The organism is Streptomyces beijiangensis (genome assembly GCF_017315755.1).
GTDB classification, from domain to species: domain Bacteria; phylum Actinomycetota; class Actinomycetes; order Streptomycetales; family Streptomycetaceae; genus Streptomyces; species Streptomyces beijiangensis.
On record NZ_JAFLRJ010000183.1, the window covers coordinates 1 to 25,433 of the forward strand.

The window sequence follows — 25,433 nt, forward strand, 5'->3', positions numbered from 1 at the left end:
TCAATCGCCGGACGGGCTATTCATAGCCCGTCCGGCGATTGAGGAAAAGCGGACGGAGGCCGCTTACGCTCCCGGCTTTCGCAGCGCCGCCCCGATGTGCGCCGCCGCCTCCGCCAAGTGGCCCTTTGCGTCCCGGAGCTGGTCCTCCGTCACGCCGTTGTCCCGCGCCGCGTCCCGGATGTCGTCGCGGAACCGGTCCAGCAGCCGGTCCAGGTCCCGTGCCGGGTCCCCGGAGGAGTCGGACTCCTCGGCCCACTTCGGCTGCGGGCCCGGGGCCGGGGTCTCCGGACCCCGGCCGAAGTTCCCGAACTCCTTGGTCAGCTCGGCCAGTCCTTCTCGTACGCCCGTGGGCCAGTCGCCCCGCGCGAAGTGCACCTGCACCTGCTCGGCCACGCGCCGCATCTTGTCCTGGGCCTCCTTGGCCTGGCGGCGTGCCTGCTGAGCGTCCTCGCGGGCCCGGCGGGACTCGTCCTTCGCCCGGCGCGCCTGCTCCTTCCACTCCTGCTTGGCGCGCTTGAACTCCTCCTTGGCCTGGCGCCAGCCCTCCTTGTCGCCCCACGAGCCGTCGAGGAAGTCGGACGGGTCGGGGAACGCGCCGAAGGGCTTGCCCGTGGCCCCCTTCGCGGAGTCACCCGCTCCGCGCGCCTCCTTGGCCGCGGCCCGCATCTCGCGTCGCAGATCGCTCGCGGAGCCGCTCACATCGGCCCGGATCTCGGCGGCCAGTTCGGATACGGACTCGCGGATCTCCATCTCCAGGTCGGCCAGCTCGCCGCCCCGTCCCGCCAGTTCCTCACGGCCCGCGTCGGTGATGGAGTAGACCTTCCGGCCGCCCTCCGACGCATGGGTGACGAGCCCCTCGGCCTCCAGCTTGGAGAGGCGCGGGTAGACGGTGCCCGCGCTCGGTGCGTACAGCCCCTGGAAGCGCTCCTCCAGCAGTCTGATGACCTCGTAGCCATGGCGCGGGGCCTCGTCGAGCAGCTTCAGCAAGTACAGACGCAGACGGCCGTGGGCGAATACGGGAGGCATGTCTCAGAGCTCCTTCTGAACGGTGTCGGACGCGTCGGCGGCGGGCCTGCGCAGCAGCGCGATCGACCCGGAGACGGTCGAGGCCCTGAGCTTGCCGCTTCCGGCCCCCAGCGTCCCGGTGATCCTCTTCGCGCCCCACTGCCCGCTGACCCGCAGGTCCTCGAAGGCGTTGGAGACGGAGCCGCTGGCGGTGTTCGCCTCGACCTTGGCGTCGGCGGGGTGCGGCAGCCGGATCGCGATCTCGCCGGAGACGGTGGTCAGCCCGATGTCGGTCGGCTTTCCCGTACCTGCGGGGTCGAGGTCCACGACCATGTCGCCGCTGACCGACTCCGCCCGTACGGACGAGCCGGTGCCCTCGAACACGGTGAGGTTTCCGCTGACCGACTTGAAGTGCAGATCGCCGCTGACGGCCTGGGCCTCCAGATTTCCGGAGACGGTGTCGGCGCCGACCGGGCCGGAGAGCCCCACCAGGGTGGTGTCACCGGTGACGCCACGGACTTCGGTGCGCCCCCGTACGCCCGTGACGACGGCTCCCGCGCCGACCACGCCCACCGCGACGGTCGCGTCCGCGGGGACGGTCAGCGAGACGACCGCGCTGCGCTTCCACTCCTTGCGGTCCAGCCACTTGAGCAGGCCCTTCCAGGGCAGATCGTCGTAGGCGACGGTGAGGGTGCCGCCCTCCTGGGTGACGATCAGCGGAGGTCCGTCGATCGCGGACACCTCCAGCCGTGCGCCCCCCTGTGCATCGGATACGGCTTCGTCGGTGCCCACGACGTTGACTGTTCCATTGACGAGCCGCACGTTCAGCGCCGTCACCGGCTCGTCGAAAGTGAGCTTCTGCGGCTCTGAGACGGACCACTCGGACATGGTGCAGACCTCCCCGTACAGACGGTGACGCAACATATCGCGTCTCTTGCTAAACAAGATATATCGCGTGTCGCGAAAGTCAAGCGCGCAGGTGGCGGGGGGTGTTTTGTCCTAGCGTGGTGTTCATGTCTGTGTCGTCGCCCGACCATGCCGCCACCGGAGCGCTCCTTCTCTGCCGCGCCGACCCTGCGGCCGTACGCCCCGCGGCCCATCTCCTGCGCGAGCGGCTGCTCCTCGCCCCCGTGGGCGACGAGTGGACCGTGCTGGTCCCGGAGACCAAGCCCTGGCTGCAGGGTGACGACCCGGTGGAGCGGGTCGTCTCGGGCTGGGCCACCGCCCTCGCGGTCCCCGCGCCCTGGCCGGTTCTCGCGCTCTGGTGGGACCGCGACCGCGCCGGATTCACCCTGGCGGCGGGTTTCCGCCGTACGGTCACCTACGTCTGGCTCGCGGACGGCACCCCGGCCGGCGAGGACGAGGCGATGCGCACCTTCGGCGCCCGCCTCGGGCTCGACCCGGTCCTGGGCTTCCAGGCGCTGACCCCGCTGACCCGCCCGGACACCGACGCGGACGCCCGCACCCGCCTTCTCGCCCTCACCGCGGTCCTGGCCCGCACCGGCCTGACCCTCCCGGCGGGCCTCACCCCGGGAGAACCCGCCGACCGGCTCCGCGAGGTCGCCCGTATCCAGCCGGCCGCCGAGGAGATCGAGTCCGCGGGCTGGCGGGACGCCGTGCGGGCCGAACTGGACGTCGTCGAGGAAGGTCCCCTGGGACCGTGGCTCCGCGGCCCGAAGGCACGGATGCTGGGCGCGGCCCAGCTGGCCGCCGGAATCCCCCTGCTGGCCTGGGGAGCTACCCGCCGCGCAGGAACGGGCTGGACGGTCGCCGGCGCCCTGCTGATCGCACACGGCGCGCTGGGTCTCGCGTACGACCGGATGCGCGCCGGGAGCTGACCGCTCTGACCGCTGCTACTCCTCGTCGTCGTCCTCGTCGTCGAGCCGCGCCAGCCAGGTGGCCAGCCGCTCGACGGGGACCTCGAAGTCCGGGTTGAGGTCGACGAAGGTACGCAGCTGCTCGGCGAGCCACTCGAAGGAGACTTCCTCCTGGCCCCGCCGCTTCTCCAGTTCCTCGATGCCGCGGTCGGTGAAGTACATGGGCTGCTCTCCTGCGTACGTACGTGAAAGTCGTCCCCCACAGCCTACGAGCCCACGGACCGCCGGAGGCCCGGCACCCCAACTGCGGGTGCCGGGCCTCCGGACGGACTGCGGGTGCTGCGACTACGCGTCGAACACCTCGTGCATCAGCTGCTCCTGCTCGGCCTGGTGGCGCTTGGCCGAGCCGACCGCCGGGGACGAGCCGTGCGGGCGCGAGATGCGGCGCAGGCGCTCGCCGTGCGGGACGTCCGCGCCGACGGCCAGGTCCAGGTGGTCGATCAGGTTGAGGGCGATGAAGGGCCATGCGCCCTGGTTCGCCGGCTCCTCCTGGGCCCAGAGGTACTTCTCCGCGTTCGGGTACTTGGCGATCTCGGCCTGGACCTCCGCACCCGGGATGGGGTACAGGCGCTCCAGACGGATGATCGCCGTGTCCGTGGCGCCGCGCTTCTGACGCTCGGCGTCCAGGTCGTAGTAGACCTTGCCGGCGCAGAAGACGACCTTGCGTACGGAGTTCGGGTCCGTCGTCGCGTCGCCGATGACCGGGCGGAAGCCGCCCGTCGTGAACTCCTCCGCCTTTGACGCGGCCGCCTTGAGGCGGAGCATCGACTTCGGGGTGAAGACCACCAGCGGCTTGTGGTGCGGGTTGTGCACCTGCCACCGCAGGAGGTGGAAGTAGTTCGACGGGAGGGTCGGCATGGCGACCGTCATGTTGTTCTGCGCGCAGAGCTGGAGGAACCGCTCGGGGCGTGCGGACGAGTGGTCCGGGCCCTGGCCCTCGTGGCCGTGCGGGAGGAGCAGGGTGACGCCGGACGTCTGCCCCCACTTCTGCTCGGCCGCCGAGATGTACTCGTCGACCACCGTCTGGGCGCCGTTGACGAAGTCGCCGAACTGCGCCTCCCACATGACGAGGGACTCGGGACGGGCCAGCGAGTAGCCGTACTCGAAGCCCATCACCGCGTACTCGGAGAGGAGCGAGTCGTAGACGTTGTAGCGGGCCTGGTCCTCGGAGAGGTAGAGCAGCGGGGTGAAGTCCGCGCCCGTCTCCCGGTCGATGAGGACCGCGTGGCGCTGGCCGAAGGTGCCGCGGCGCGAGTCCTGGCCCGAGAGGCGCACCGGGGTGCCCTCCAGGAGGAGCGAGCCGATGGCGAGGGTCTCGCCCATGCCCCAGTCGATCGTGCCGTCCTCGACCATCGCGGCGCGGCGCTGCAGCTGGGGGAGGAGGCGCGGGTGGACCGTGACCCGGTCGGGGATGTTGACCTGCGACTCGGCGATCCGCTTGACGGTCTCCGCGGAGATCGCCGTGTTGACGGCCACAGGGAACTCGGCCTGCGGCTCGGGGAGCTCGGCCGACGCGGGGGCCGAGACGGCTTCGCGTACCTCGGCGAAGACCTTCTCGAGCTGGCCCTGGAAGTCCTGGAGCGCCTGCTCCGCCTCTTCGAGGGTGATGTCGCCCCGGCCGATCAGGGACTCGGTGTAGAGCTTGCGCACCGAGCGCTTCTTGTCGATCAGGTCGTACATCAGCGGCTGCGTGAACGCCGGGTTGTCCGACTCGTTGTGACCGCGGCGGCGGTAGCAGATGAGGTCGATGACGACGTCCTTGTTGAACGCCTGGCGGAACTCGAAGGCCAGACGGGCCACGCGGACGACGGCCTCGGGGTCGTCACCGTTCACATGGAAGATCGGCGCCTCGATCATGCGGGCCACGTCGGTCGCGTACATCGAGGAACGCGAGGACTCGGGCGCCGCCGTGAAGCCGACCTGGTTGTTGATGACGATGTGCACCGTGCCGCCGGTGCGGTAACCGCGCAGCTGGGACATGTTGAGCGTCTCCGCCACCACGCCCTGGCCCGCGAAGGCCGCGTCACCGTGCAGGGCGACGGGCAGGACCGTGAAGTCCGTGCCGCCCTTGTTGATGATGTCCTGCTTGGCGCGGACGATGCCTTCGATGATCGGGTCGACCGTCTCCAGGTGGGAGGGGTTGGCCGCGAGGGAGACCTTGATCTGCTCGCCGTCGAGGCCCGTGAAGGTGCCCTCGGCGCCCAGGTGGTACTTCACGTCGCCGGAGCCGTGCATCGACTTCGGGTCGAGGTTGCCCTCGAACTCGCGGAAGATCTGCGCGTACGACTTGCCGACGATGTTGGCCAGCACGTTCAGCCGGCCGCGGTGGGCCATGCCGATGACGACCTCGTCCAGGCGGGACTCCGCGGCGCTGTCGATGACCGCGTCGAGCAGCGGGATGACGGACTCGCCGCCCTCCAGGGAGAAGCGCTTCTGGCCGACGTACTTCGTCTGCAGGAAGGTCTCGAACGCCTCGGCGGCGTTCAGGCGGCGCAGGATCCGCAGCTGCTCCTCGCGCTCCGGCTTGGAGTGCGGGCGCTCGATGCGGTCCTGGATCCACTTGCGCTGCTTGGGGTCCTGGATGTGCATGAACTCGACGCCTGTGGTGCGGCAGTACGAGTCGCGGAGCACGCCCAGGATGTCGCGCAGCTTCATCATCGACTTGCCGGCGAAACCGCCGACCGCGAACTCGCGCTCCAGGTCCCACAGGGTGAGGCCGTGCTCGATGATGTCGAGGTCGGGGTGCTTGCGCTGCTTGTACTCCAGCGGGTCGGTGTCGGCCATGACGTGGCCGCGGACCCGGTAGGAGTGGATCAGCTCGAAGACGCGGGCGGCCTTCGTGACGTCGGCGTCGTGCGAGACGTCGATGTCCTTGAGCCAGCGGACCGGCTCGTAGGGGATGCGCAGCGCCTCGAAGATGTCGTCGTAGAAGCCCTTCTCGCCGAGGAGAAGGTTGGCGACGATACGGAGGAACTCGCCGGACGCCGCACCCTGGACGACGCGGTGGTCGTACGTCGAGGTGAGGGTCATCACCTTGGAGATGCCCAGCTTGTTCAGGGTGTCCTGGGAGGTGCCCTGGAACTCGGCCGGGTAGTCCATCGAGCCGACGCCCATGATGACCGACTGTCCGGGCATCAGGCGGGGGACCGAGTGGACGGTGCCGAGGCCGCCGGGGTTGGTGAGGGAGACCGTCACACCGGTGAAGTCGTCCATCGTCAGCTTGTTGTCGCGGGCGCGACGGACGATGTCCTCGTAGGCCTGCCAGAACTCGAAGAAGTTCAGGGTCTCGGCCTTCTTGATGCCCGCGACGACCAGCTGACGGTCGCCGTTGGGCTTCACCAGGTCGATGGCCAGACCGAAGTTGATGTGGGCCGGCTTGACCAGGGTCGGCTTGCCGTCCTTCTCCGTGAAGGAGTAGTTCATCGACGGCATGGCCTTGATGGCCTGCACCATGGCGAACCCGATGAGGTGCGTGAAGGAGATCTTCCCGCCGCGGGCGCGCTTGAGGTGGTTGTTGATGACGATGCGGTTGTCGAAGAGCAGCTTCACCGGGAGCGCGCGGACGGACGTGGCCGTCGGGACGTCGAGGGAGGCGTTCATGTTCTTCGCGACCGCGGCGGACGGACCGCGCAGCGTCACGTACTCCGGACCGGCCGGGGCTTCGGCGACAGGAGCCGCAGCGGCCGCAGCAGGGGGCGCGGCGACAGCCGCTCCGGTGGAGCCGGTGCTTGCACCGGACTTGGCGGGCGCCGGGGCAGCGGCGGCCGGCTTGGCCGGAGCCGCGACAGGAGCCGCAGTCGCGGGCTTCGCGGCGGCACGGGCCGCGGCGGATGGCGGGGTGGCCGGGGCCGGAGCGGCGACCGGTGCAGGCGCGGCAGGCGCGCCCTGGGCCGGAGCCGTGGCAGGGACCGGGGCAGGGACCGGGGCAGCCGGGGCTGCTGCAGCCCCCGCGGCTGCGGCGGCCGGAGCGGCGGGGGCCGCAGGGGCCTCCGGAGCGACGGCATTACCCGGCTTGTAGTCGGCGAAGAAGTCCCACCAGGCACGATCGACCGAATTCGGGTCCTGGAGGTACTGCTGGTAGATCTCGTCGACGAGCCACTCATTGGGACCGAAGGCCGCGGCAGGGCTCTTGCCCTGCCCCGCTTGGTCGGTTGAGATGCTCGAGTTACTGGGGGACTGAGACGACACGGCGGTAACCGCCCTCTTCCGCTTCACAAGGTGATGGACAGCGGGAATAAAGGCTACGCCTCTGTGGCCGGGAGGTGCAGACCGGGCGGGTCATCGTCACGTAAGTCACATCGGAACCTGTGTTTCGGGCCGTGAAATGGCGGGAAACAAACGTGGTTCCGCGCGTTACGGGTACGACGCGCCGTGGCTGCGGCCTCTCGCTCCGCATCCCACACCGGATCAGACGCAGAACGTCCGCTTCCGGTTCGAACCCTACGTCAACCGCGTGCCGTAAGCCTGCCCGGAAGAGTGACCTGTATCCGGCAGCCCCGAGAGGATTCGGCCACCCCGATCCGCCCGCCGTGCAGGTCCACGGCCCAGCGCGCGATGGCGAGGCCGAGACCCGTACCGCCGTCGGCCTGCCGGGCGTTCCCGCGGTTGAAGCGTTCGAAGACCTGGTGCCACTCCGACTCGGGGATGCCGGGCCCCTCGTCCATGACCTCCAGGGTCAGCGACTCGGGCTGCGAGCCGCGCCGGGCGCGCACGGTGACCCGGCCGTGCGGCGGCGAGTGCTTGACCGCGTTGTCGATCAGATTTGCCATCACTTGGTGCAGCCGCTCCGCGTCCGCGTGGGCCGTCAGTTCGGGCGGCGAGACATCCAGGTGCAGATGGACGTCGGTACGGGTGTGCTGGCCGCCCGAGCCTCCCGAGGAGGCCCGGTGGGCGGACGCCAGGCTGGCTTCCTTCAGTACGCCCGAGAGGTACGGCCAGACCTCGAAGCGGCTGGCCTTCAACGGGACCACCCCGTTGTCGAGCCGGGACAGGTCCAGCAGGGTCTCGACCAGCCGGCCGAGCCGCTCCGTCTGTTTCAGCGCGGTGCGCATCGTCGCGGGGTCGGCGTCCGAGACCCCGTCCACGACGTTCTCCAGGACCGCGCGGAGCGCGGCGATGGGGGTGCGCAGCTCGTGCGAGACGTTGGCGACCAGCTCCTTGCGGTGCCGGTCGACGGCCTCCAGGTCCTCGGCCATGCGGTTGATGGTCGTGGCGAGCTCGCCGAAGCCGTCGCTGCGGTCTGCGCCGCGCACCCGGCGCGTGTAGTCGCCGTGCGAGATCGACCGGGCGACGGTGTTCATCTCGTCGAGCGGGGACATCAGGGCGTGCGCCGCGAACTGGGTGATCAGCAGCGAGGCGATCACCGAGAAGATCGTGACGAAGCGCAGTTCGATCTTGGCGGTCAGGGCGGCGGTCAGCAGGCCCGTGGTGACCAGGACCGAGACGACCACCAGCGTGCCGAGCTTGGTCCTGATCGAAATCGAGCGTTTACGACCGCCGACCCGGACCTTGCTCATGGCGCCGGAGTCTCCAGGGCGTAACCGACACCGTGGACGGTACGGATCCGCTCCGCGCCGATCTTCCTGCGCAGCGCCTTGATGTGGCTGTCGACGGTCCGGGTGCCCGACGCGTCCGCCCAGTCCCACACCTCGGCGAGCAGCTGCTCGCGCGAGAGGACCGCACGCGGCGTGTTCGCCAGGCAGACCAGCAGGTCGAACTCGGTGGGCGTCAGATGGACGTCGTCGTTGCGCACCCGTACCCGGCGCTGCGCATGGTCGATCTCCAGCTCGCCCAGGCGCAGGATCCCGCTGCGCGGCGTCGACGCGGCGATGGTCGCCCGCTCCACCCGCCGCAGCAGTACGTGCACCCTGGCCGCCAGTTCGCGCATCGAGAACGGCTTGGTCATGTAGTCGTCCGCGCCCACGCCGAGCCCGACCAGCATGTCGGTCTCGTCGTCGCGCGCCGTGAGCATCAGGACCGGGACCGGCCGCTGCGCCTGCACACGGCGGCAGACCTCCAGTCCGTCGAAGCCCGGCAGCATGACATCGAGGACCATCAGGTCCGGCTGCCATGCCTGTGCCGCGTCGACCGCCGCGGGTCCGTCGACGGCCGTCTGCACCTGGAAGCCCTCGGCACGGAGCCGGGCTGCGATGGCGTCGACGATCGTCGCGTCGTCCTCGACGACGAGCACCCGGCGCTGGGCGCCCGGCGTTGCCGCGACGCCGTTGTGGGTGGTGTGTGTCTGCTCCATCGCCCGCCCCTGCTGTGCTTTCGCAACGTGCTTGCTCTTAAGGTCGCTCAGCAGACTAGAGGCAGTGGCGGCATCCCGGCTACGCAGGGCGAACACCGAGATGGACCACGTCAGGGACGCCTCGGGCAACCGTGATCTCTTCGGTCCTTACCTGCTCAAACCCGGCATTCCGCATAGCCGCTTCGAAGGCCTCCGACGGCTGCGCGGACCATACGGCGAGGATTCCGCCCGGTTTGAGCCGGTCATGGCAGGCGGCGAGTCCGCGCGGGCCGTAGAGGCCTGCGTTTCCGTCGGTAACCGTCCAGTCGGGCCCGTTGTCGATATCCAGACAGAGCGCATCAAAACTCTCGCCATTGGTCTGGACAAATCCGATGAGATCGGTGTGCAGGATCACAGTGCGCGGATCGGCGAGCGCGGCCCCCGAAATCCGCGAGAGCGGCCCGTCCAGATGCCAGTCGATGATGGCCTGTTCCCGCTCGACGACCGCGATTCTGCCCCAGCGTGCGTCCGCCGCCGCGTGCGCGAGCGAGAATCCGACACCGAGGCCGCCGATGAGAAGGCTCGGCGCCCCTCGGCCTTCGAGCGCGGCCAGTGCCGCGTCGATCAGCAGCCGCTCGGAACGGCCGTCCGATGTGTCCATCAGGAAGCACCCGTTGGCGATGATCTCGTGGTGTTCCCCGCGGCTGCGCAGCACGACCTCGCCGTACGGACCCTCGCGCCGTTCCACCGTGCGCACGTCGTTGATGGTGATCGCCTCCCTGGTTCGGGCCTCACCGGGCCCGGACGCGCAGAACGCGCCGCAGGTTGCCCTGTGTGTTCCCTATGTGGCACACGTCATAGACGAGGCCGGAGGCTATCGCGGAGAGTGCGCGTTGTACGAGTGACATCCGCACGAAAGGGGGTCGGCAGTGGCGCACCCCGCACGGACGCGATCCCTGCTGGACGGCATCCCGTCCCAGCGCGGCAACGCCGCCACCGGGCCCGGGACCGCTGAGCCCGAGACCACGGCATCCACGGCCACAGCGTCCGCTTCCCCGGCCTCCGCCGGGTTCGCGACCGCTCCCGGCGCCTCGCTGCCCGCGATCCCCCCGGTTCCCGTACGGCGCCCGTGGCGACGCCTCCTCGGGCTGCTGCCCACGCCCGCAGGGACCCCGTTCACCTTCGGTTACGCGCTGGTCCTGCTCGCCACGTCCCTCTTCGCGGACCACGCCGACCCGGACATCGTCGCCGACCTCCTGCAAGGTTCCAGCACCGATGTCGCCCACCTCTCGCAGACCCCGCTGCTCGCGCTGGTGGGCAGCGCCCTGTGGGTCGCGGGCGGCATGCTCTCCCCGTACGCCATCGGCTTCCTCTTCGTCCTCACCGCGCTGGAACGCCGTATCGGCGGCTGGCGCACGGCCGGTGTCTTCCTCCTCGGCCATGTGACGGCGACCCTCGCCACCGAGCTTCCCGTGGGCCTTTCGGTCGTCGTCGGCCACCTCCCCGACTCCTCCCTGCACCGCCTCGACTACGGCATCAGCTTCGGCCTGATGACCAGCTTCGGCGCCCTGGCCGGACTGGTCCCGCCGCTGCTGCGGTGGCCGGCGCTCGGCCTGGTGGCCGCGGTGCTCCTCCAGGACCTGCTGTCCTTCACCGACCCGCTCACCGGCTGGGGGCACCCGATGGCCCTGGCGATCGGGATCGCCTGCTGGCCGCTGGTACGGCGCTGGAGTCAGACGCCGGCCTGACGCCCGCGCAACCGCTCGAAGGCGGTGGGCGATGCGGGTGGTTCCGCGAGTGCCTTGCGGATCAGCAGCGCGCAGTCGCGGGCGCTCGTGGTCCCGGTGTCGCACTCGACGTCGTACAGCCCGTGCGCATGCACGCGCCCGAACTGCAGCGCGGCGATGCCCGCCTCCCGGTCGCCGCGCGCCGCCTCCCTGCGCTCCAGCTCCGCCAGCGGACAGTGCACCCCGACGAAGAGCACGTCGGCGCCGGGCAGCACCTCCAGGCAGTCGGCGAGCCGCCACGGTTCGCTGAGGACGTGGTCGACGATCACGTCGTTCCCGGCGGAGGCCATCGCGGCGACGGAGCGGTGGAACCCGGCCCGCATGCGCCGCAGGACGGCGTCCAGGTCGGAGGTGTGCTCCTCGCGCAGCGTCGTCATACGGAGGAATCCGTCCACCGCCATGCGGTAGTACGGCGGCCCGTCGAGGAGTCCGACGAGTTCGTCGGCGATGCTCGACTTGCCGGAACTGGACGTCCCGTTGAGGAAGACGATCCGGCCGCGCCGGTCTCCGTCGGTCACTGTGCCACCTCTCCGAATCGCACCAGGCAGTGCCAGAGCTGCTTGATGTACTGCAGGACTTCGTCCCGGTCGCCCCACCGGGCCCAGGCCTCGGGCTCCCGTACCACCGAGGCGGCCGCGTGGCCGAGCGTCTCGGCATCGTAGGGCCTGCCGGGTGCGTACGTGTCGCGGACCAGCTCCGCGAGCGGCAGCATCACGGGACCCCGGAACGCGGGGTCGATCGCGGCGGGCTCCAGGACGAACCCGGCGTGCCGCTCCACCGCGATCCCGCACCGCTCGGCCGTCGCGGCGAGCAGCCGGCCGGTCGTGGTGCCCTCGAAGGACGGGTCCAGGACGAGCGCCTCGGCGTCGCGCCCGAGGTCGACAGGGCCGTGGACCTGGGCCTCGATGTAGAAGTCCAGCGACCGGCCGGGGAGCGGCGAGGGCGTGGCCTCCGGCAGCGCGCGCAGGACCGCGGCCGGGTCCATGCCCGCGACGCCCAGCGCGGAACCGGTGGCCGCCGCGTCCGCCAGGCCCGTCAGTACGGAACCGAACGCGTCGACGGTGCCGACGTGGGCCGGGCCGACATGGCTGTCGCCGAAGCAGAAGGTCGCCCGGTCGTTGACGGCGGGCCGCAGCCGCACATGGCAGGAGCCGAAGCGGGGCGCGGCGCCGTCGGAGTGGTTCATGAGGTTGAGGGCGCCGTACTTGGGGCGGTCCCCGGGCACCACGCCGTCCGCGTGGTACGCCCCGCCGAACAGTGCCTCCTCCCAGGTGTCGCGCAGCCCGCCCGGGTGCGCGGAGCGGCTGCCGTTGGACAGGTCCGTCTCGTACTGGCTGCGGTAGATCCCGTCCACGGCGAGGGACTCGGCGACCGTACGGCCGCCCCTGGCGATGCGGTCCGGATGGAAGTTGAGGGTGATGCGGGCGTGCTCGCGGATCTGCGGCACGTACGGAATGAGCGCGGCCGGGCCGCCTCCGTGCAGGGCGCGGATATGGGCGAGAGCGGCGGTCTGGGCGGGTGTGAGGGCGAGGGCTGTGGCACCCACCGCTCACGCCTCGTCGGACGGCACGTAGAACAGGCTGGCCATGGGGGAGAGGGTCCGCCAGCCCAGCGCCTCGTACAGGGCCTGGCCCTCGGGGGTCCCGACCAGGATGCCGGTGGTGGCGCCCGCTTCGTACGCCGTGCTCTGCAGGGTCCGCATCACCAGGGATCCGAGGCCCTTGCGCCGGTGGGCGGGGGAGGTCTCGATCTGGTCGGCCACGGCGGTGGCGCCGGTCGGGGCGATCTGGCCCCGGGCGGCGAAGTGGCCATCGGGGGTGCGGACCAGGACGCGGATGACGCCGCCTCGGCTCCAGGAGGTGAGCGTGTAACCGGCCGGGACCTCGGGGCGGTCGGGGGTCAGGTCCACCGCCATCAGGAAGCCGGGCTGGTCGAACTGCCAGCCCGGGCCGAGCCAGGGCCGTACCGTCTCGTCGTCCGCGAACAGCTTCAGCCAGGTGCCGGGGGCGGTTGTCGCGGCGACCAGCTTGCGGACGGTCGTCTCGTCCGGGGCGGGCACCACATGGCGGGCCACGTGCTTGGCCTGGCCCACGTCGATCGTGAAGCCCCACGGCTCGGTGATCGGGTCCGAGGCCCCGCGCGAGACGATCCAGCCCTTGATCCAGGCCTCGACGCCCTCTGCCACCCGCTCCATGACACCCTCCCAGGGGTAATGGTTCTTATTGGTGAGAGAACCTTACGCAGGTGGATCGCTGAGAGCGAACAACTATCCGGGAACATCCTGGGGCTCCCGGGCATTGAGTCGACATAGCTCAACTTCACTGCCTAAGGGGAGATCATGGAATCTGAGTCCACGATGGACGCACCGCTCACCCTTCCCGTGCTGCCCCTCGACGACGAGGTCGTGCTGCCGGGAATGGTGGTGCCCCTGGACCTGTCCGACACCGATGTACGCGCCGCCGTGGAGGCCGCGCAGGCCGCGGCCCGTTCCGGTGGTAACAAGCCGCGGGTGCTGCTCGTTCCCCGGATCGACGGTACGTACGCGAGCACCGGAGTCCTGGGCACCGTCGAGCAGGTCGGACGGCTCTCCGACGGCGACCCCGGCGCACTCATCAAGGGCCGCAGCCGGGTCCGGATCGGCGCGGGGACGACAGGACCCGGCGCCGCCCTCTGGGTGGAGGGGGCCGAGGTCGAGGAGACCGTCCCCGACCCGCTGCCCGGCTCCGTCACCGACCTGGTCAAGGAGTACAAGGCGCTCGCCACCAGCTGGCTCAAGAAGCGCGGCGCCTGGCAGGTCGTGGACCGCGTCCAGCAGATCGACGGCATCTCGGCCCTCGCCGACAACTCGGGCTACTCGCCCTTCCTGACCATCACGCAGAAGGTGGAGCTCCTTGAGACCGCCGACCCGGTCGCCCGTCTCAAGCTGGCCATCGGCCTGCTGAGCGACCACCTGGCCGAGCAGGACGTCGCGGAGTCCATCGCCAAGGACGTCCAGGAGGGCGTCGACAAGCAGCAGCGCGAGTTCCTGCTGCGGCGCCAGCTGGAGGCCGTACGCAAGGAACTCGCGGACCTCAACGGCGACCCCGAGGACGAGTCCGACGACTACCGGGCACGCGTCGAGGCGGCCGATCTCCCCGCGCACGTGAGGGATGCGGCCCTCAAGGAGGTCGAGAAGCTGGAGCGGTCCAGCGACCAGTCCCCGGAGGGCTCCTGGATCCGCACCTGGCTCGACACCGTCCTCGAACTGCCGTGGAACGAGCGAACCGGTGACGATGCCGAGTACGACATCCGGGGTGCCAGGGCGATCCTGGACGCCGAGCACGCCGGCCTGGCGGACGTGAAGGAGCGCATCACCGAGTACCTCGCGGTGCGCAAGCGCCGTGCGGACCGGGGCCTCGGCGTCGTCGGCGGACGGCGCGGCGGCGCGGTCCTGGCACTGGTGGGCCCGCCCGGGGTCGGCAAGACCTCGCTCGGCGAATCGGTCGCGCACGCCATGGGCCGCAAGTTTGTACGGGTTGCGCTCGGCGGCGTACGCGACGAGGCCGAGATCCGGGGCCACCGGCGTACGTACGTCGGCGCGCTCCCCGGGCGGATCGTCCGCGCGATCAAGGAGGCCGGGTCGATGAACCCCGTCGTCCTCCTCGACGAGATCGACAAGGTCGGCTCCGACTTCCGCGGCGACCCGGCCGCGGCCCTGCTCGAAGTCCTCGACCCCGCCCAGAACCACACCTTCCGCGACCACTACCTGGAAGTCGAACTCGACCTGAGCGATGTGGTGTTCCTGGCCACCGCGAACGTCCTGGACTCCATCCCCGAGGCATTGCTCGACCGTATGGAGCTCGTCAGGCTCGACGGCTACACGGAGGACGAGAAGGTCGTCATCGCCCGCGACCACCTGCTCCCGCGCCAGCTGGAGCGGGCAGGTCTGGCGGCGGACGAGGTCACCCTGGACGAGTCGGCGCTGCGCAGGCTGGCGGGCGAGTACACCCGCGAGGCAGGCGTACGGAATCTGGAGCGCGCCATCGCACGGCTGCTCCGCAAGGTGGCCGCGGGGCTGGAGCTGGGGAGCGAGCGGGAGCTGCCGTTCACGATCACGGACGCCGATCTCCGCAAGCTCATCGGCCGCCCCCACCACGTTCCGGAGTCCGCCCAGGACCCGGCCGAGCGCCGCACCGCGGTGCCCGGCGTGGCCACCGGCCTCGCGGTCACGGGCGCGGGCGGCGACGTCCTGTTCGTGGAGGCGTCGCTCGCCGACCCGGAGACGGGAGCCGCGGGCCTGACCCTGACGGGCCAGCTCGGCGACGTCATGAAGGAATCGGCGCAGATCGCGCTCTCCTTCCTCCGCTCGCACGGGGCCGAACTGGAGCTCCCGGTGGCCGACTTGAAGGACCGGGGAGCGCACATCCACTTCCCGGCGGGCGCGATCCCCAAGGACGGCCCGAGCGCCGGCATCACCATGACGACGGCGCTGGCCTCGCTGCTGAGCGGCAGGCCGGTCCGTACGGACGTGGCGATGACCGGTGAGGTGTCGCTGACGGGACGGGTCCTGCCGATCGGCGGGCTGAAGCAGAAGCTCCTGGCGGCGCACCGCGCGGGAATCACCACGGTGGTGATCCCCAAGCGGAACGAGGCCGACCTGGACGACGTACCCGCCGAGGTCCTGGACACGCTGGAGATCCACCCGGTGACGGACGTACGCCAGGTCCTGGAGATCGCACTGGCACCCGCGGAGTCGCGGGTGCAGGTCGCGGCCTGAGGTCCTGAACGGAGCCGCGGGGTTGGCTCGGGAGTTGAGCCAACCCCGCAGCGCTGCCTGTGCGCCCGCCAGCCGCGCCGAATCAGTTCAGGGTGCTCCCGATGCATCCGGCGAGAGTTGACTTGGCTTGGAGGGGGCAGCCTTCGGCGGGAGATTCGCCAGCGAGTGCCTGCCGGTACTTCGTCATGAAAGCCGTGGGTACGTGAAGGGTGGGCGCGAGGTGGTGGTTCGGTCTGATGTTCTATATTCCTGTCATGATCCGATGGCGCTACGGTGATCGGCGTGCAGCTTCGGTACAGCTTCCGCCTGTACCCGAACGGTCCTCAGCGTGCCGCGTTGGCCCAGGCGTTCGGGTGTGCGCGGGTGGTCTACAACGATGCCCTTCAGGTACGTGAGACCGCCCGTGCGGGTGGTGCGGCGCTCCCGAAGACCGGGGATCTGTCGAAGCTGTTGATCACCGAGGCGAAGAAGACCGAGGAGCGGGCCTGGCTCGGAGGGGTGTCGGCTGTGGTGTTGCAGCAGTCACTACGGAACCTGGATGCCGCCTACCGCAACTTCTTCGACGGCCTGAAGGGCAAGCGCCCACGCGTGGGCGCTCCCCGGTACAAGTCCCGCAAGGACAACAGGCAGGCGGTGCGGAGGGCCAACTACGACGGCTCCAAGCTGGTCGATCTGACCCCGGGGTCGGGGGCGGGAGCGCGCTACGCGTACGACCTGACCCTCAGCGACACCTCGGCGACGGTCACCGCCCAGGAGCCGGACACGGCCTGGCGCAACGAGACCCTCTCCAAGCTGTGGCAGGTCCCGGCGGACGGCACCGGCAGCGCGGTCCGTGTCTCCTGCAACCGCGGCGAGCAGCTGTTCGCGGCTGCCGACGGCGGACAGCGAGTGGTATGGGTCGACGGCACCACGGGCTGGACGGACCTGGTGACGCGGGAGCGGCCTGCGGGGCAGTGCGGGTGATTTAGCGCGAGGGGAGGGGCCGGGGGACCCGCGTCGGGTTCCCCGGCCCCTCCCTTTTTGTCCTCAATCTCCCCCAAGCTCTCGGCTTCGCTCGAGCAGGGGGGACCCCCTTGACGGGCTTGATGTGCCCGGTCGGGCTGAGAGGCCTATCCGTTCGCGAGTGCCTGGACGCGGGAGAGGTCGCCGTTGAAGTGGCTGTGGTCTCCGACCGTCGGACCCGACGAGGTGTACTGCCAGATCGTCTGCACACCCCAGCCGGCCGGCAGCGTGCCGACGGCAGTGGCGTAACGGGCGATCCAGAGCGGGTTGATGGAGCCGAAGGAGGCCGAGTTGCCGGTGCACTGTGTCCACCAGCTGGTGGCCGTGTAGATCACCGGGTCGCGCCCGGTCGCCGCCTTGTAGGTGTTGGTGAAGTCCTTGATCCAGCTCACCATGCCGGCCGCGGTCTTGCCGTAGCAGGCCGCACCGTACGGATTCCACTCGATGTCCAGCGCGCCGGGCAGCGTCTTGCCGTCCTTGGACCAGCCACCGCCGTGCGCGATGAAGTAGTTGGCCTGGGCGGCGCCGCTCGTGGTGTCGGGGGTGGCGAAGTGGTACGAGCCGCGGATCATCCCGACGTTGTACGAGCCGTTGTACTGCTGGGCGAAGTTGGGGCTCGTGTAGTACGTCCCCTCGGTGGCCTTCACATAGGCCCACTTCACGCCCGAGCTCCACAAGGTCGACCAGGCGACGTTGCCGTTGTGGCTGCTGGTGTCCACCCCTTCGGTCTGCGTGACCATGGGGGAGACTCCGCCGGTGTGGACGCCGTCGTGCGCGGCGACCCCCATCCCCAGCCACGCGGTGCCGCGGGCGGGTGTCTGGGCGGCACTCGCGGTGCCGGGAAGGGCGAGAATGAGGGCGAGGACTGCGAGGAGGATCCCGGCCGCGGCGCTGTGATTTCTCACGGCGTGTCCGCGGCGGGCCGTTCCGGATCTGTGCACGGGCATGTACGTGCCTCCGAAAGGCTCGGTGGTGCTCGGTGGGGGGAGCAGTGACTGAGCGGTGGTGCGGGCCATGACGCTACGCACGTAGACATGTGTGGCGGAAGGGGGTCTGGTTGCTGCCGATGGTCTACTCCTGCGAAATACTGGCGGAGCTGCGGTGATGTCGGCCGCTGAAAGAAACTTTCAGGATCGGGAAAGCTCGGGATGGGTGCTGACGTGCACGAGAGTGGTACGGGGAGTGAAGCGGGGCCCACGGCCGGAAGTGGTGTGGACCAGGAATTCCTGTCTCTGGAGCGGGAGTTGGCTGTTTTCCTGCGCCGCGCCAGAGCCGCGTCGGGCGAGATGTCACGCGAGGTCCACCCCGACCTGGAGGCCGCCGCGTACGGGCTGCTGGTCTGTCTCGACGAGTGGGGCGGCCAGCGGGCGACCGACCTGGCCGCGTACATCGGGGTCGGCAAGGCGACGATGAGCCGTCAGCTCCGCGCCCTGGAGGACCTCGGACTGGTGATGCGCGAGCAGGACCCGGTGGACGGCCGGGCCTTCCGGATCAACCTCACCGAGGAGGGCCGGGAGCGGCTGCGCAAGGTGAGGGACGCGCGCCGGGCGACCTACGTACGGAAGCTGGACGGCTGGGACCGGGGCGAGGTCGCCGAACTGGCACGCCTGCTCCACCAGTTCAACGCCCGAGCCGCAGACACTTCAAGCCCATCCGACACTTCAAGCCAGTCCGGCGATTGAGGACAACCGGCCGGAGGCCGGTTTCGGGAGGTCGAGGGCGGCGCCCTAAAACTCCACCAGCACCGCACTGGCGTCATCGTGCGTCTTGCCTCGCCGAAGGAACCGCCGCTCCACATCCCCGCTCTCCAGCCCCCGCACCCGGTCGACAAGACCCTGCGGCCCCTCCTTGCGCAGAACCCCGAAGCAGTCCGCCCAGTCGCCCTCGCCGAACGTGTCCACCCAGCGGCTCGCCCCGTCGCTGAGCGCCCCCAGCGCCCGTACCTCCGTCAGTGCCACCCGCCCGGTGACCGTCCGTCCGGCCACCGCCGGGTCCGCCGCCGCCGTGAAGAAGCCGCCCTCCTGGTTGCGTGCCGTGTCCGCCGTCGCCTCCGTGGCCAGCAACTCGCGCGGCAGCCGGTCGAGGCGGTCGTCGAGCACCGCCCGTACGCCGCCCTCGGGGTCTTCGAGCAGCAGTACGGAGTCCGACAGCACCAGGTACTCGAGGTCGGCCGTGTCCCAACGCGCCACGACCACCGTTGCCTGTGGGGTACGTGCGTGAGAAAGGTCACAGGTTCCGGCGTGTGCCCCTGCGGTGCGCCGGATTGCCTCCGCCAGAATCTCAGGGAGCGTCATATCCCTGAGCGAACCGGACAGTTCGGCCATCGCGCCGCCGAGCCGGGCCGTGAACCACGGCACTCCGTGCACACAACCGTCGTCCCCCGGGGGCGGTGTCACCCCGTCCAGCAGGACCAGCGCACCGCCGGAGCCCGAAGCAGGCAGAACCGTGCCGATCCAGTCCTCGTTGGGGCGTACGGGGTCTCCGGGGACGGTGGTGAGTTCGATGCGCATGGCCGTAAGTCTGCACGACACCTCCACCGCCCGATCACGGTGACCGTGGTGACCGCGAGGAACACGGCCTGGTCTGAACCAGCAGGTCAACCGCCCCGATTCGAGCGGAAGAAGCCCCTCCGAAAAGCTGCGGGCGCGCATCCTGCCAAAGGCGCTCCGGAAGATCCAGCCGGACGGCCGTGCACCCCCCATGCGCGGCGATCGCAGAGTTGTTCGCCAACTCGCTGGTGATGTTCACTCGTTCGGGTGGCCCATCGGACGATGTACGCCCCCTTGCCACAGCCACTGAAATGGTCAGGAGCCATTCTGAGCCATCACAGGGGCGGGGGTTCTCTTGTGTGACCAGCGAGTCAAGGATGCGAGCACCGGTGCGGAACAAGTGGCCTCGGGGCAGTAACGACCCGCGCACGATGCGCGTGCGCAGAAGGCTCGTGGCCGGCGTCGCGGTCGTCGGGATCACGGTCCTCGCGGCCGGCGCGCCTTCGGTCGTCACCGCCTCCACCGAAGTGTCGGACGCCCAGCACCTGGTGGACCTGGCCGCCCTCAACCAGCAGGCCGTCTCCCTGGCGCACACCCTCGCGGACGAACGCGACGACGTGACCGTCTACATCGCGGCCGGCCGCAGCGGCAAGCAGCCCGAGACCGGCGGCGTCGACCGGGCGATCGACGAGATCAGCGCCGAAGAGGCCGGTGCCCCGGACGGGCTCCGCCGCGATCTGGCGGGCGTTCCCGGCATCCGTCGTACGGCCCTGACGGGCAAGGGCGGCGCCCTGGACGCCCAACGGGCGTACTCCGAGGTCGTCGGCAAGCTCCAGGACCTGGCCGAGCAGCTCGCCGAGCAGACGCCGCCCGAGGCCGCCCCGACCACCCGCGCGCCCCTCGCCCTGGGCCGCGCGGCCGACCAGGCGTCCGCGACCCGCGGGCTGCTGCTCGCGGCGCTCGCCGTCCCGCGCCCGGCGAAGCAGTCGGAGTACGACCCGATGACGGGCACCTACGTCCTCAAGCAGCCGTCGGACCCCAACAGCGGGACCCGCGACGCCCTGAGCGCCGCCGCCCAGCAGTCCAGGGTCCGCGAACTCGGCGCCCTCGCCGACTTCGACCAGGCCGCGCAGCCCGCCGCCCGCGAATCCCTCGTCTCCACGGTCTCCGGCACGGACGTCAACAGCGCCGAGCGCTATCTGACCCGCCTCGCCGACCAGCCGAAGCTCTCCGACGCCGACCTGAAGACCAGCCGCAGTAAACTCGACGACGCGCTCTCCGCCCGGATCGACCAGATGCGCAGCGTCGAGTCCACGCTCGGCGTGCAGCAGGAACAGCGGCTGGCGAAACTGCGTGACGACCGGGTGACCGCGCTGGAGATCCAGATCGCCGAGACGGCCGCACTGCTGCTCCTGGCGATCGGCGTCTCCACCGCCGTGGCCCGCACCCTCACCCGCCCGCTCGCCGTCCTGCGCATCGGTGCCGCCCGGCTGGCAGGCGACCCGGAGGCGGAGGACCCGATCCGCTTCACCGGCCGCAACGACGAGTTCGCGCAGGTCGTACGGTCCCTCAACACCCTCCACGGCAAGTTCCTCGCCGCGGGGTCGCGAGCCCAGTCCCTCGTCGGCGGCCACAGCGAACTGGCCGACGAGCGCGGGGCACTGGCCGACGACCGCGCCGAGCTCCAGGCGCGTACGGCCGAACTGGAGGACCACGCCGCCAGGGTCGGCGCCCAGCTGGAGCAGCTCCGCTCCACCGTGCACACCACCTTCGTCAACCTCGCCCTGCGCAGCCTCGGAGTCGTCGACCGCCAGCTCACCGTCATCGAGTCCCTCGAAGAGCGCGAGCAGGATCCCGAAGGCCTCGCCACGCTCTTCAAGCTCGACCACATGGCCACCGTGCTGCGCCGCCACAGCGAGAACCTCCTCGTCCTTGCGGGCGCCGACCACGGTCACGGCCACGGCAGCGCGGTGCCGCTCGTCGACGTCCTGCGCGCCGCCGTCTCCGAGATCGAGCGCTACGAGCGCATCGCCATCCAGTCGCTCCCGCCGCACGCCCAGGTCGCGGGTTTCGCCGCCGACGACATCAGCCACCTGGTCGCCGAACTCCTGGAGAACGCCACCTCGTTCTCGCCGCCCGACGCCCAAGTGGCGCTCTCCGCCTGGATGCTGGAGAGTGGCGAGGTGATGGTCTCCGTCCAGGACGAGGGCATCGGCATGGCCGCCACCCGCCGTACGGAGATCAACGCCCGCCTCGCGGAGCCGGATCCCGAGGTGGCGGACACTTCCACCGGCCTCGGTCTCCATGTGGCGGCGCTGCTGGCCGCTCGTCATGGCGTACGGATCGAACTGCGCGAGCAGCAGCAGGGCGGCACGGCCGCGGTCGTGGTCCTGCCCGCGGCCCTGCTCCCCACCGAGCCGCCGGTGCTGGCCGTCCCGCACCGCGCCCCGGTGCCGGGCGCCGCACCCGCGCTGCACCTCCCCGGACAGATCGCGGAGGCCAACTCCAACGCGCTGCCCACGCGTTCTCGGTACGACATCGGGCCCGACGCGCACGAGCGTGCGCCCGAGCCGCTGATCGACGAGCCCACATTCACCATGCGCCGCCCGGACCCCGAGCCCGAGCCGGAGCCGGAGCGCGCACCGGTGCCCAAGCCTGCCGCGGGCCCCGGCTCCGACCCCGTGACCGTCATGGGTCTCCCCAAGCGCACCCCGAAGATCACCAGGCCCGACGTGGCCCCCGAACCCAAGAAGCGCCCCGCCGGAGTCGACGCCGATGCCCTGCGCCGTCGGCTCGGAGGCTTCCACCAGGGAGCCAAGGACGGCCGCAGAGACGTAGAGGCCGAGATCGAAGAGATCGAAGAGACGGCCGGGACGACCGATTCCGACGACGCGGGGGACAGTGTCGAGGAGGCACGCAGTTGACTGCACCCAGCACATTCGGGACATCCGGCGCATTCGGTCTGAGCAGTGAGGCCCGCAATCTGCACTGGCTGCTGCAGAACCTCGTGGAGGAGGTACCAGGGGTCCGTTCGGTCACGGTCGTCTCATCCGACGGCCTGATGCTGCTCTCCTCGGAGCCGGACAAGGACCCCGAGCCGGCGGCTGCGTACAGCAATGGCCCCAAGGGCTCCTCCGCCGACCTCGCCACCATCGTCTCCGGCATCGCCAGCCTCACCGTCGGCGCCGCGAAGCTGATGGACGGCGGCGGCGTCAAGCAGACGATGGTCGCCATGGAGGAGGGCAGCGTCTTCGTCATGTCGATCAGTGACGGTTCGCTGCTCGGCGTGCATGCCACCCCCGACTGCGACATGAGCGTGGTCGCGTACCACATGGCGCTCTTCGTCGGCCGGGCCGGACATGTCCTCACCCCCGAACTCCGCAGTGAACTGCGCAAATCGATGGAGAGCACCAGGTGACCCCGCCCGTACCCCAGCTCCCCGCCCGCCGGCCCGCGCGCGTACGCCCGTACTCGCTCACCGGCGGTCGCACCAAATTCGGCCATGTCCTCTTCGTCGAGACCTTCGTGGCCGCGCTCGACGCGGCACCGGTCCGTCCGGAGCTGCTCGGCGGCGGCCCCAGGCACCTGATGCCGGAGATGCAGGCCATCGTCGAGATCTGCCGCCGGATGCGTACCGTCGCGGAGATCTCGGCGCTGCTGAAGATGCCGCTCGGTGTCGTCCGCGTACTCCTCAGCGACCTCGCCGACCAGGGAAAGATCCGTGTGTACGGAACCGGGCACGGCGATGGCCAGCCCGACCGTGCGTTGCTCGAAAGGGTGCTGAGTGGACTCCGCCGTCTCTGAGCCGCTGGTGCCGGCCGCCACCCTGGCCGACGAGAACATCCAGCCCTGGCAGAACGACCGCACCAGGGCCCCCGTCTCCACGAAGATCGTGGTCGCGGGCGGTTTCGGCGTGGGCAAGACCACCTTCGTCTCCGCGGTCTCCGAGATCACCCCGCTCAAGACCGAAGCGCTGATGACCCAGGCGAGCGAGGACACCGACGACCTCACCGCCACCCCGGACAAGCTGACGACCACCGTCGCGATGGACTTCGGCCGCATCACGCTCGACGACGACCTCGTCCTCTACGTGTTCGGGACACCCGGCCAGCAGCGCTTCTGGTTCATGTGGGACGACCTGGTGCGCGGTGCGATCGGCGCGATCGTGATGGCCGACACGCGCCGTCTCGCGGACTGCTTCCCGGCCCTGGACTACTTCGAATCGTGCGGCCTGCCGTACGTCGTGGCGGTCAACCACTTCGAAGGCACCCCGGGTTTCGAGGCGGCCGACGTACGCGAGGCCCTCACCATCCCCCCTCACGTCCCCGTCCGCATCATGGACGCGCGAAATCGCATCACGGTGATCGAGTCCCTGCTGACCCTGGTCGGTCACGCACTCGACGCCACCCCCGAATAGGAGCAACCCCCGCCATGCGGAAGATACTCATCGTCGGAGCCGGCCAGTCCGGGCTCCAGCTCGCCCTCGGTCTCCAGTCGCAGGGCTACGAGGTCACCCTCATGTCCAACCGCACCGCGGACGAGATCAGGGGCGGCCGGGTCATGTCGACCCAGTGCATGTTCCACACCGCGCTCCAGCACGAGCGGGACCTGGGGATCAACTTCTGGGAGTCGCAGGCCCCGAAGATCGAGGGCCTCGGCGTCTCTGTCGCGGGCCCTGAGTCCCAGCGAGTGATCGACTGGGTGGGCAAGCTCGACGGCCACGCCCAGTCCGTCGACCAGCGCGTGAAGATGGCCGGCTGGATGGAGACCTTCGCGCAGCGCGGCGGCCAGCTGGTCATCCACGGCGCGGCCGTTTCCGACCTGGACTTCTTCGCCCGCACCTACGACCTGGTGATGGTCTCGGCGGGCAAGGGCGAACTGGTCTCGATGTTCGGCCGCGACGCCTCGCGCTCCCCGTACTCGGTACCGCAGCGCGCCCTCGCGGTAAGTTACGTCCACGGAATGGGTCCGCGCCCCGAGCACCCCGAGTTCGACGCGGTCCGCTGCAACCTGGTCCCCGGCGTGGGCGAACTCTTCGTCATGCCGACGCTCACCACGACGGGCCGCGCGGACATCCTCTTCTGGGAGGGCGTGCCCGGCGGCCCCCTGGACGCCTTCCAGGGCATCAAGGACCCCTCCGAGCACCTCGCGCTCACCCTGGAACTCATGGAGAAGTTCACGCCCTGGGAGTACGCGAGAGCGACGAAGGTCGAACTGACGGACGCGGGCGGCACCTTGGCCGGCCGTTACGCCCCCACGGTCCGCAACCCCATCGGCCGCCTCCCCGGCGGCGGCCTGGTGCTCGGTGTCGCGGACGTGGTCGTCGCGAACGACCCGATCACCGGACAGGGCTCCAACTCGGCGTCGAAGTGCGCGGCTTCGTACCTCTCCTCGATCGTCGAGCAGGGCGACCGCCCCTTCGACGAGGCGTGGATGCAGCAGACCTTCGACGGCTACTGGAACACGGCGCAGCACGTCACCAAGTGGACGAACGCGATGCTGGGGGTCCCGCCGGAGCACGTGCTGAACCTGATCGGAGCGGCGGGCCAGCTGCAGCCGGTGGCGAACCGCTTCGCGAACGGCTTCAACAACCCGGCGGACTTCGAGAACTTCTTCTACGACCCCGAGAAGACAAACGCCTACCTGGGCGAGGTAGCGGCGGCGTCAGCAGCGTAGCCAGACATATTTAGCCCGTCCGGCGATTGAGGACAAGCGGAGGTCCGGGGCACGCAGCCCCGGACCAACCCGCCCCCCTCAGGGAAGGTCCGCATCGGGCCGCACAGCCCCCAGCAACGGATTCGACGCGATCGGCGACACCTTCACCCGGTCCCCGGGCCGCGGCGCCTGCACCACCATCCCGCCCCCCAGATACATCGCCACATGCGTGGCCCCAGGGAAGTACACGACAAGATCCCCCGGCCGCAGCTCCCGCAGGGAAACCCGCTTCAGCTGCGCCCACTGCTCCTGGCTGGTCCGCGGAATCACCCGCCCCGCATGCGCCCACGCCTGCGACGTGAGCCCGGAGCAGTCGAACGCGGCAGGCCCCTCCGCGCCCCACACATACGGCTTCCCGACCTGCGCGAGCGCGTACTTCAGCGCCGCGTCCCCCGCCGCCGACGGCGCACGGGCCGCCTTGCCCGGCGCCCCGCCCAGGGACGGCGGCCCACCCGGGATCCCGCCGCCCAGCGCCCCCGACGCCAGCAGGTCCCGCTGCGCGGCTCGAACAGGCGGGGACGGATGCCGCGCAGCGGGACCTGCTGGCGTCGGGGGCGCTGGGCGGCATCCGTC

Annotated in this window: 23 protein-coding genes; 10 read left to right on the forward strand and 13 right to left on the reverse strand. The window is 70.3% G+C overall.

Annotation, left to right across the window (positions count from 1 at the left end; all coding sequences use genetic code 11):
- Window positions 1–63 precede the first annotated feature (63 nt).
- Entirely contained in the window at window positions 64–1,026 is a 963-nt protein-coding gene (locus J0695_RS20245) for a PadR family transcriptional regulator (RefSeq protein ID WP_206963522.1), read from the reverse strand.
- Window positions 1,027–1,029: 3 nt separating this feature from the next.
- Window positions 1,030–1,893 (reverse strand): DUF4097 family beta strand repeat-containing protein, encoded by an 864-nt coding sequence (locus tag J0695_RS20250; RefSeq protein ID WP_206963523.1) that lies wholly within the window; start codon window positions 1,891–1,893, stop codon window positions 1,030–1,032.
- A gap of 125 nt (window positions 1,894–2,018) precedes the next feature.
- Here J0695_RS20250 and J0695_RS20255 point away from each other — a divergent pair, with 125 nt between their 5' ends.
- Window positions 2,019–2,843: a hypothetical protein gene (locus J0695_RS20255; protein ID WP_206963524.1), complete on the forward strand. Its 825-nt coding sequence runs from the start codon at window positions 2,019–2,021 to the stop codon at window positions 2,841–2,843.
- 15 nt (window positions 2,844–2,858) lie between these two features.
- Here J0695_RS20255 and J0695_RS20260 read toward each other — a convergent pair whose 3' ends face one another.
- The 5 genes from J0695_RS20260 to J0695_RS20280 all read right to left on the reverse strand — a co-directional run bounded on the left by J0695_RS20260 (window position 2,859) and on the right by J0695_RS20280 (window position 9,859).
- Complete coding sequence (locus tag J0695_RS20260; protein ID WP_206963525.1) at window positions 2,859–3,044, reverse strand: DUF6104 family protein; 186 nt, start codon at window positions 3,042–3,044, stop codon at window positions 2,859–2,861.
- A 123-nt stretch (window positions 3,045–3,167) separates the two neighbouring features.
- Window positions 3,168–7,070: a multifunctional oxoglutarate decarboxylase/oxoglutarate dehydrogenase thiamine pyrophosphate-binding subunit/dihydrolipoyllysine-residue succinyltransferase subunit gene (locus tag J0695_RS20265; RefSeq protein WP_206963526.1), complete on the reverse strand. Its 3,903-nt coding sequence runs from the start codon at window positions 7,068–7,070 to the stop codon at window positions 3,168–3,170.
- A 257-nt stretch (window positions 7,071–7,327) separates the two neighbouring features.
- Complete coding sequence (locus tag J0695_RS20270) at window positions 7,328–8,398, reverse strand: HAMP domain-containing sensor histidine kinase (RefSeq protein ID WP_206963527.1); 1,071 nt, start codon at window positions 8,396–8,398, stop codon at window positions 7,328–7,330.
- Entirely contained in the window at window positions 8,395–9,132 is a 738-nt protein-coding gene (locus J0695_RS20275; protein ID WP_206963528.1) for a response regulator transcription factor, read from the reverse strand. The genes J0695_RS20270 and J0695_RS20275 overlap by 4 nt, the downstream gene beginning before the upstream one ends.
- 79 nt (window positions 9,133–9,211) lie before the next feature.
- The gene (locus J0695_RS20280; RefSeq protein ID WP_307798699.1) at window positions 9,212–9,859 is read right to left on the reverse strand and encodes a spermidine synthase family protein; all 648 of its coding nucleotides are present in this window, start codon (window positions 9,857–9,859) and stop codon (window positions 9,212–9,214) included.
- 181 nt (window positions 9,860–10,040) lie between these two features.
- Between J0695_RS20280 and J0695_RS20285 the strand changes: the two genes are divergently transcribed.
- A complete protein-coding gene (locus J0695_RS20285; RefSeq protein WP_372445801.1) occupies window positions 10,041–10,859 on the forward strand; it encodes a rhomboid-like protein in 819 nt (272 codons plus the stop codon).
- Here the strand turns inward: J0695_RS20285 and J0695_RS20290 are convergent.
- From J0695_RS20290 to J0695_RS20300, 3 genes are read right to left on the reverse strand one after another with little or no spacing between them, the layout of a single operon-like run.
- Complete coding sequence (locus J0695_RS20290) at window positions 10,844–11,416, reverse strand: chloramphenicol phosphotransferase CPT family protein (protein WP_206963529.1); 573 nt, start codon at window positions 11,414–11,416, stop codon at window positions 10,844–10,846. The two genes, J0695_RS20285 and J0695_RS20290, sit on opposite strands and share 16 nt — an antisense overlap.
- Window positions 11,413–12,444 (reverse strand): DUF3626 domain-containing protein, encoded by a 1,032-nt coding sequence (locus J0695_RS20295; RefSeq protein ID WP_206963530.1) that lies wholly within the window; start codon window positions 12,442–12,444, stop codon window positions 11,413–11,415. The genes J0695_RS20290 and J0695_RS20295 overlap by 4 nt, the downstream gene beginning before the upstream one ends.
- Before the next feature lie 3 nt (window positions 12,445–12,447).
- Window positions 12,448–13,092 (reverse strand): GNAT family N-acetyltransferase, encoded by a 645-nt coding sequence (locus J0695_RS20300; RefSeq protein WP_206963531.1) that lies wholly within the window; start codon window positions 13,090–13,092, stop codon window positions 12,448–12,450.
- Between the two features lie 144 nt (window positions 13,093–13,236).
- On the opposite strand from J0695_RS20300, the gene lon reads away from it, so the two are divergent.
- Together lon and J0695_RS45675 are read left to right on the forward strand one after the other, a co-directional pair.
- On the forward strand, window positions 13,237–15,654 hold the full coding sequence (gene lon / locus J0695_RS20305) for an endopeptidase La (protein WP_206963532.1): 2,418 nt from the start codon (window positions 13,237–13,239) through the stop codon (window positions 15,652–15,654).
- Window positions 15,655–15,936: 282 nt separating this feature from the next.
- On the forward strand, window positions 15,937–16,617 hold the full coding sequence (locus J0695_RS45675) for a helix-turn-helix domain-containing protein (RefSeq protein WP_372445802.1): 681 nt from the start codon (window positions 15,937–15,939) through the stop codon (window positions 16,615–16,617).
- 146 nt (window positions 16,618–16,763) lie between these two features.
- Here the strand turns inward: J0695_RS45675 and J0695_RS20315 are convergent, their stop codons facing one another.
- Window positions 16,764–17,603 (reverse strand): lysozyme, encoded by an 840-nt coding sequence (locus J0695_RS20315; protein WP_206963533.1) that lies wholly within the window; start codon window positions 17,601–17,603, stop codon window positions 16,764–16,766.
- A 201-nt stretch (window positions 17,604–17,804) separates the two neighbouring features.
- Here J0695_RS20315 and J0695_RS20320 point away from each other — a divergent pair, with 201 nt between their 5' ends.
- Entirely contained in the window at window positions 17,805–18,338 is a 534-nt protein-coding gene (locus J0695_RS20320; RefSeq protein ID WP_206963534.1) for a MarR family winged helix-turn-helix transcriptional regulator, read from the forward strand.
- Window positions 18,339–18,383: 45 nt separating this feature from the next.
- Here the strand turns inward: J0695_RS20320 and J0695_RS20325 are convergent, their stop codons facing one another.
- Window positions 18,384–19,166 (reverse strand): hypothetical protein, encoded by a 783-nt coding sequence (locus tag J0695_RS20325; protein WP_206963535.1) that lies wholly within the window; start codon window positions 19,164–19,166, stop codon window positions 18,384–18,386.
- Between the two features lie 356 nt (window positions 19,167–19,522).
- On the opposite strand from J0695_RS20325, the gene J0695_RS20330 reads away from it, so the two are divergent.
- Genes J0695_RS20330 through J0695_RS20350 form a run of 5 tightly spaced genes read left to right on the forward strand, consistent with a single transcriptional unit; the run spans window position 19,523 to window position 24,821 of the window.
- Window positions 19,523–22,069: a sensor histidine kinase gene (locus tag J0695_RS20330; RefSeq protein WP_206963536.1), complete on the forward strand. Its 2,547-nt coding sequence runs from the start codon at window positions 19,523–19,525 to the stop codon at window positions 22,067–22,069.
- Window positions 22,066–22,563: a roadblock/LC7 domain-containing protein gene (locus tag J0695_RS20335; protein ID WP_206963537.1), complete on the forward strand. Its 498-nt coding sequence runs from the start codon at window positions 22,066–22,068 to the stop codon at window positions 22,561–22,563. The genes J0695_RS20330 and J0695_RS20335 overlap by 4 nt, the downstream gene beginning before the upstream one ends.
- On the forward strand, window positions 22,560–22,949 hold the full coding sequence (locus tag J0695_RS20340; RefSeq protein ID WP_206963538.1) for a DUF742 domain-containing protein: 390 nt from the start codon (window positions 22,560–22,562) through the stop codon (window positions 22,947–22,949). Before J0695_RS20335 ends, J0695_RS20340 begins: the two co-directional genes overlap by 4 nt.
- Entirely contained in the window at window positions 22,930–23,562 is a 633-nt protein-coding gene (locus tag J0695_RS20345) for a GTP-binding protein (RefSeq protein WP_206963539.1), read from the forward strand. The genes J0695_RS20340 and J0695_RS20345 overlap by 20 nt, the downstream gene beginning before the upstream one ends.
- A 14-nt stretch (window positions 23,563–23,576) precedes the next feature.
- The gene (locus J0695_RS20350; protein ID WP_206963540.1) at window positions 23,577–24,821 is read left to right on the forward strand and encodes a styrene monooxygenase/indole monooxygenase family protein; all 1,245 of its coding nucleotides are present in this window, start codon (window positions 23,577–23,579) and stop codon (window positions 24,819–24,821) included.
- Between the two features lie 78 nt (window positions 24,822–24,899).
- Here the strand turns inward: J0695_RS20350 and J0695_RS20355 are convergent.
- Window positions 24,900–25,433: C40 family peptidase (locus J0695_RS20355; protein WP_206963541.1), on the reverse strand; the 534-nt coding region annotated here is incomplete at its 5' end.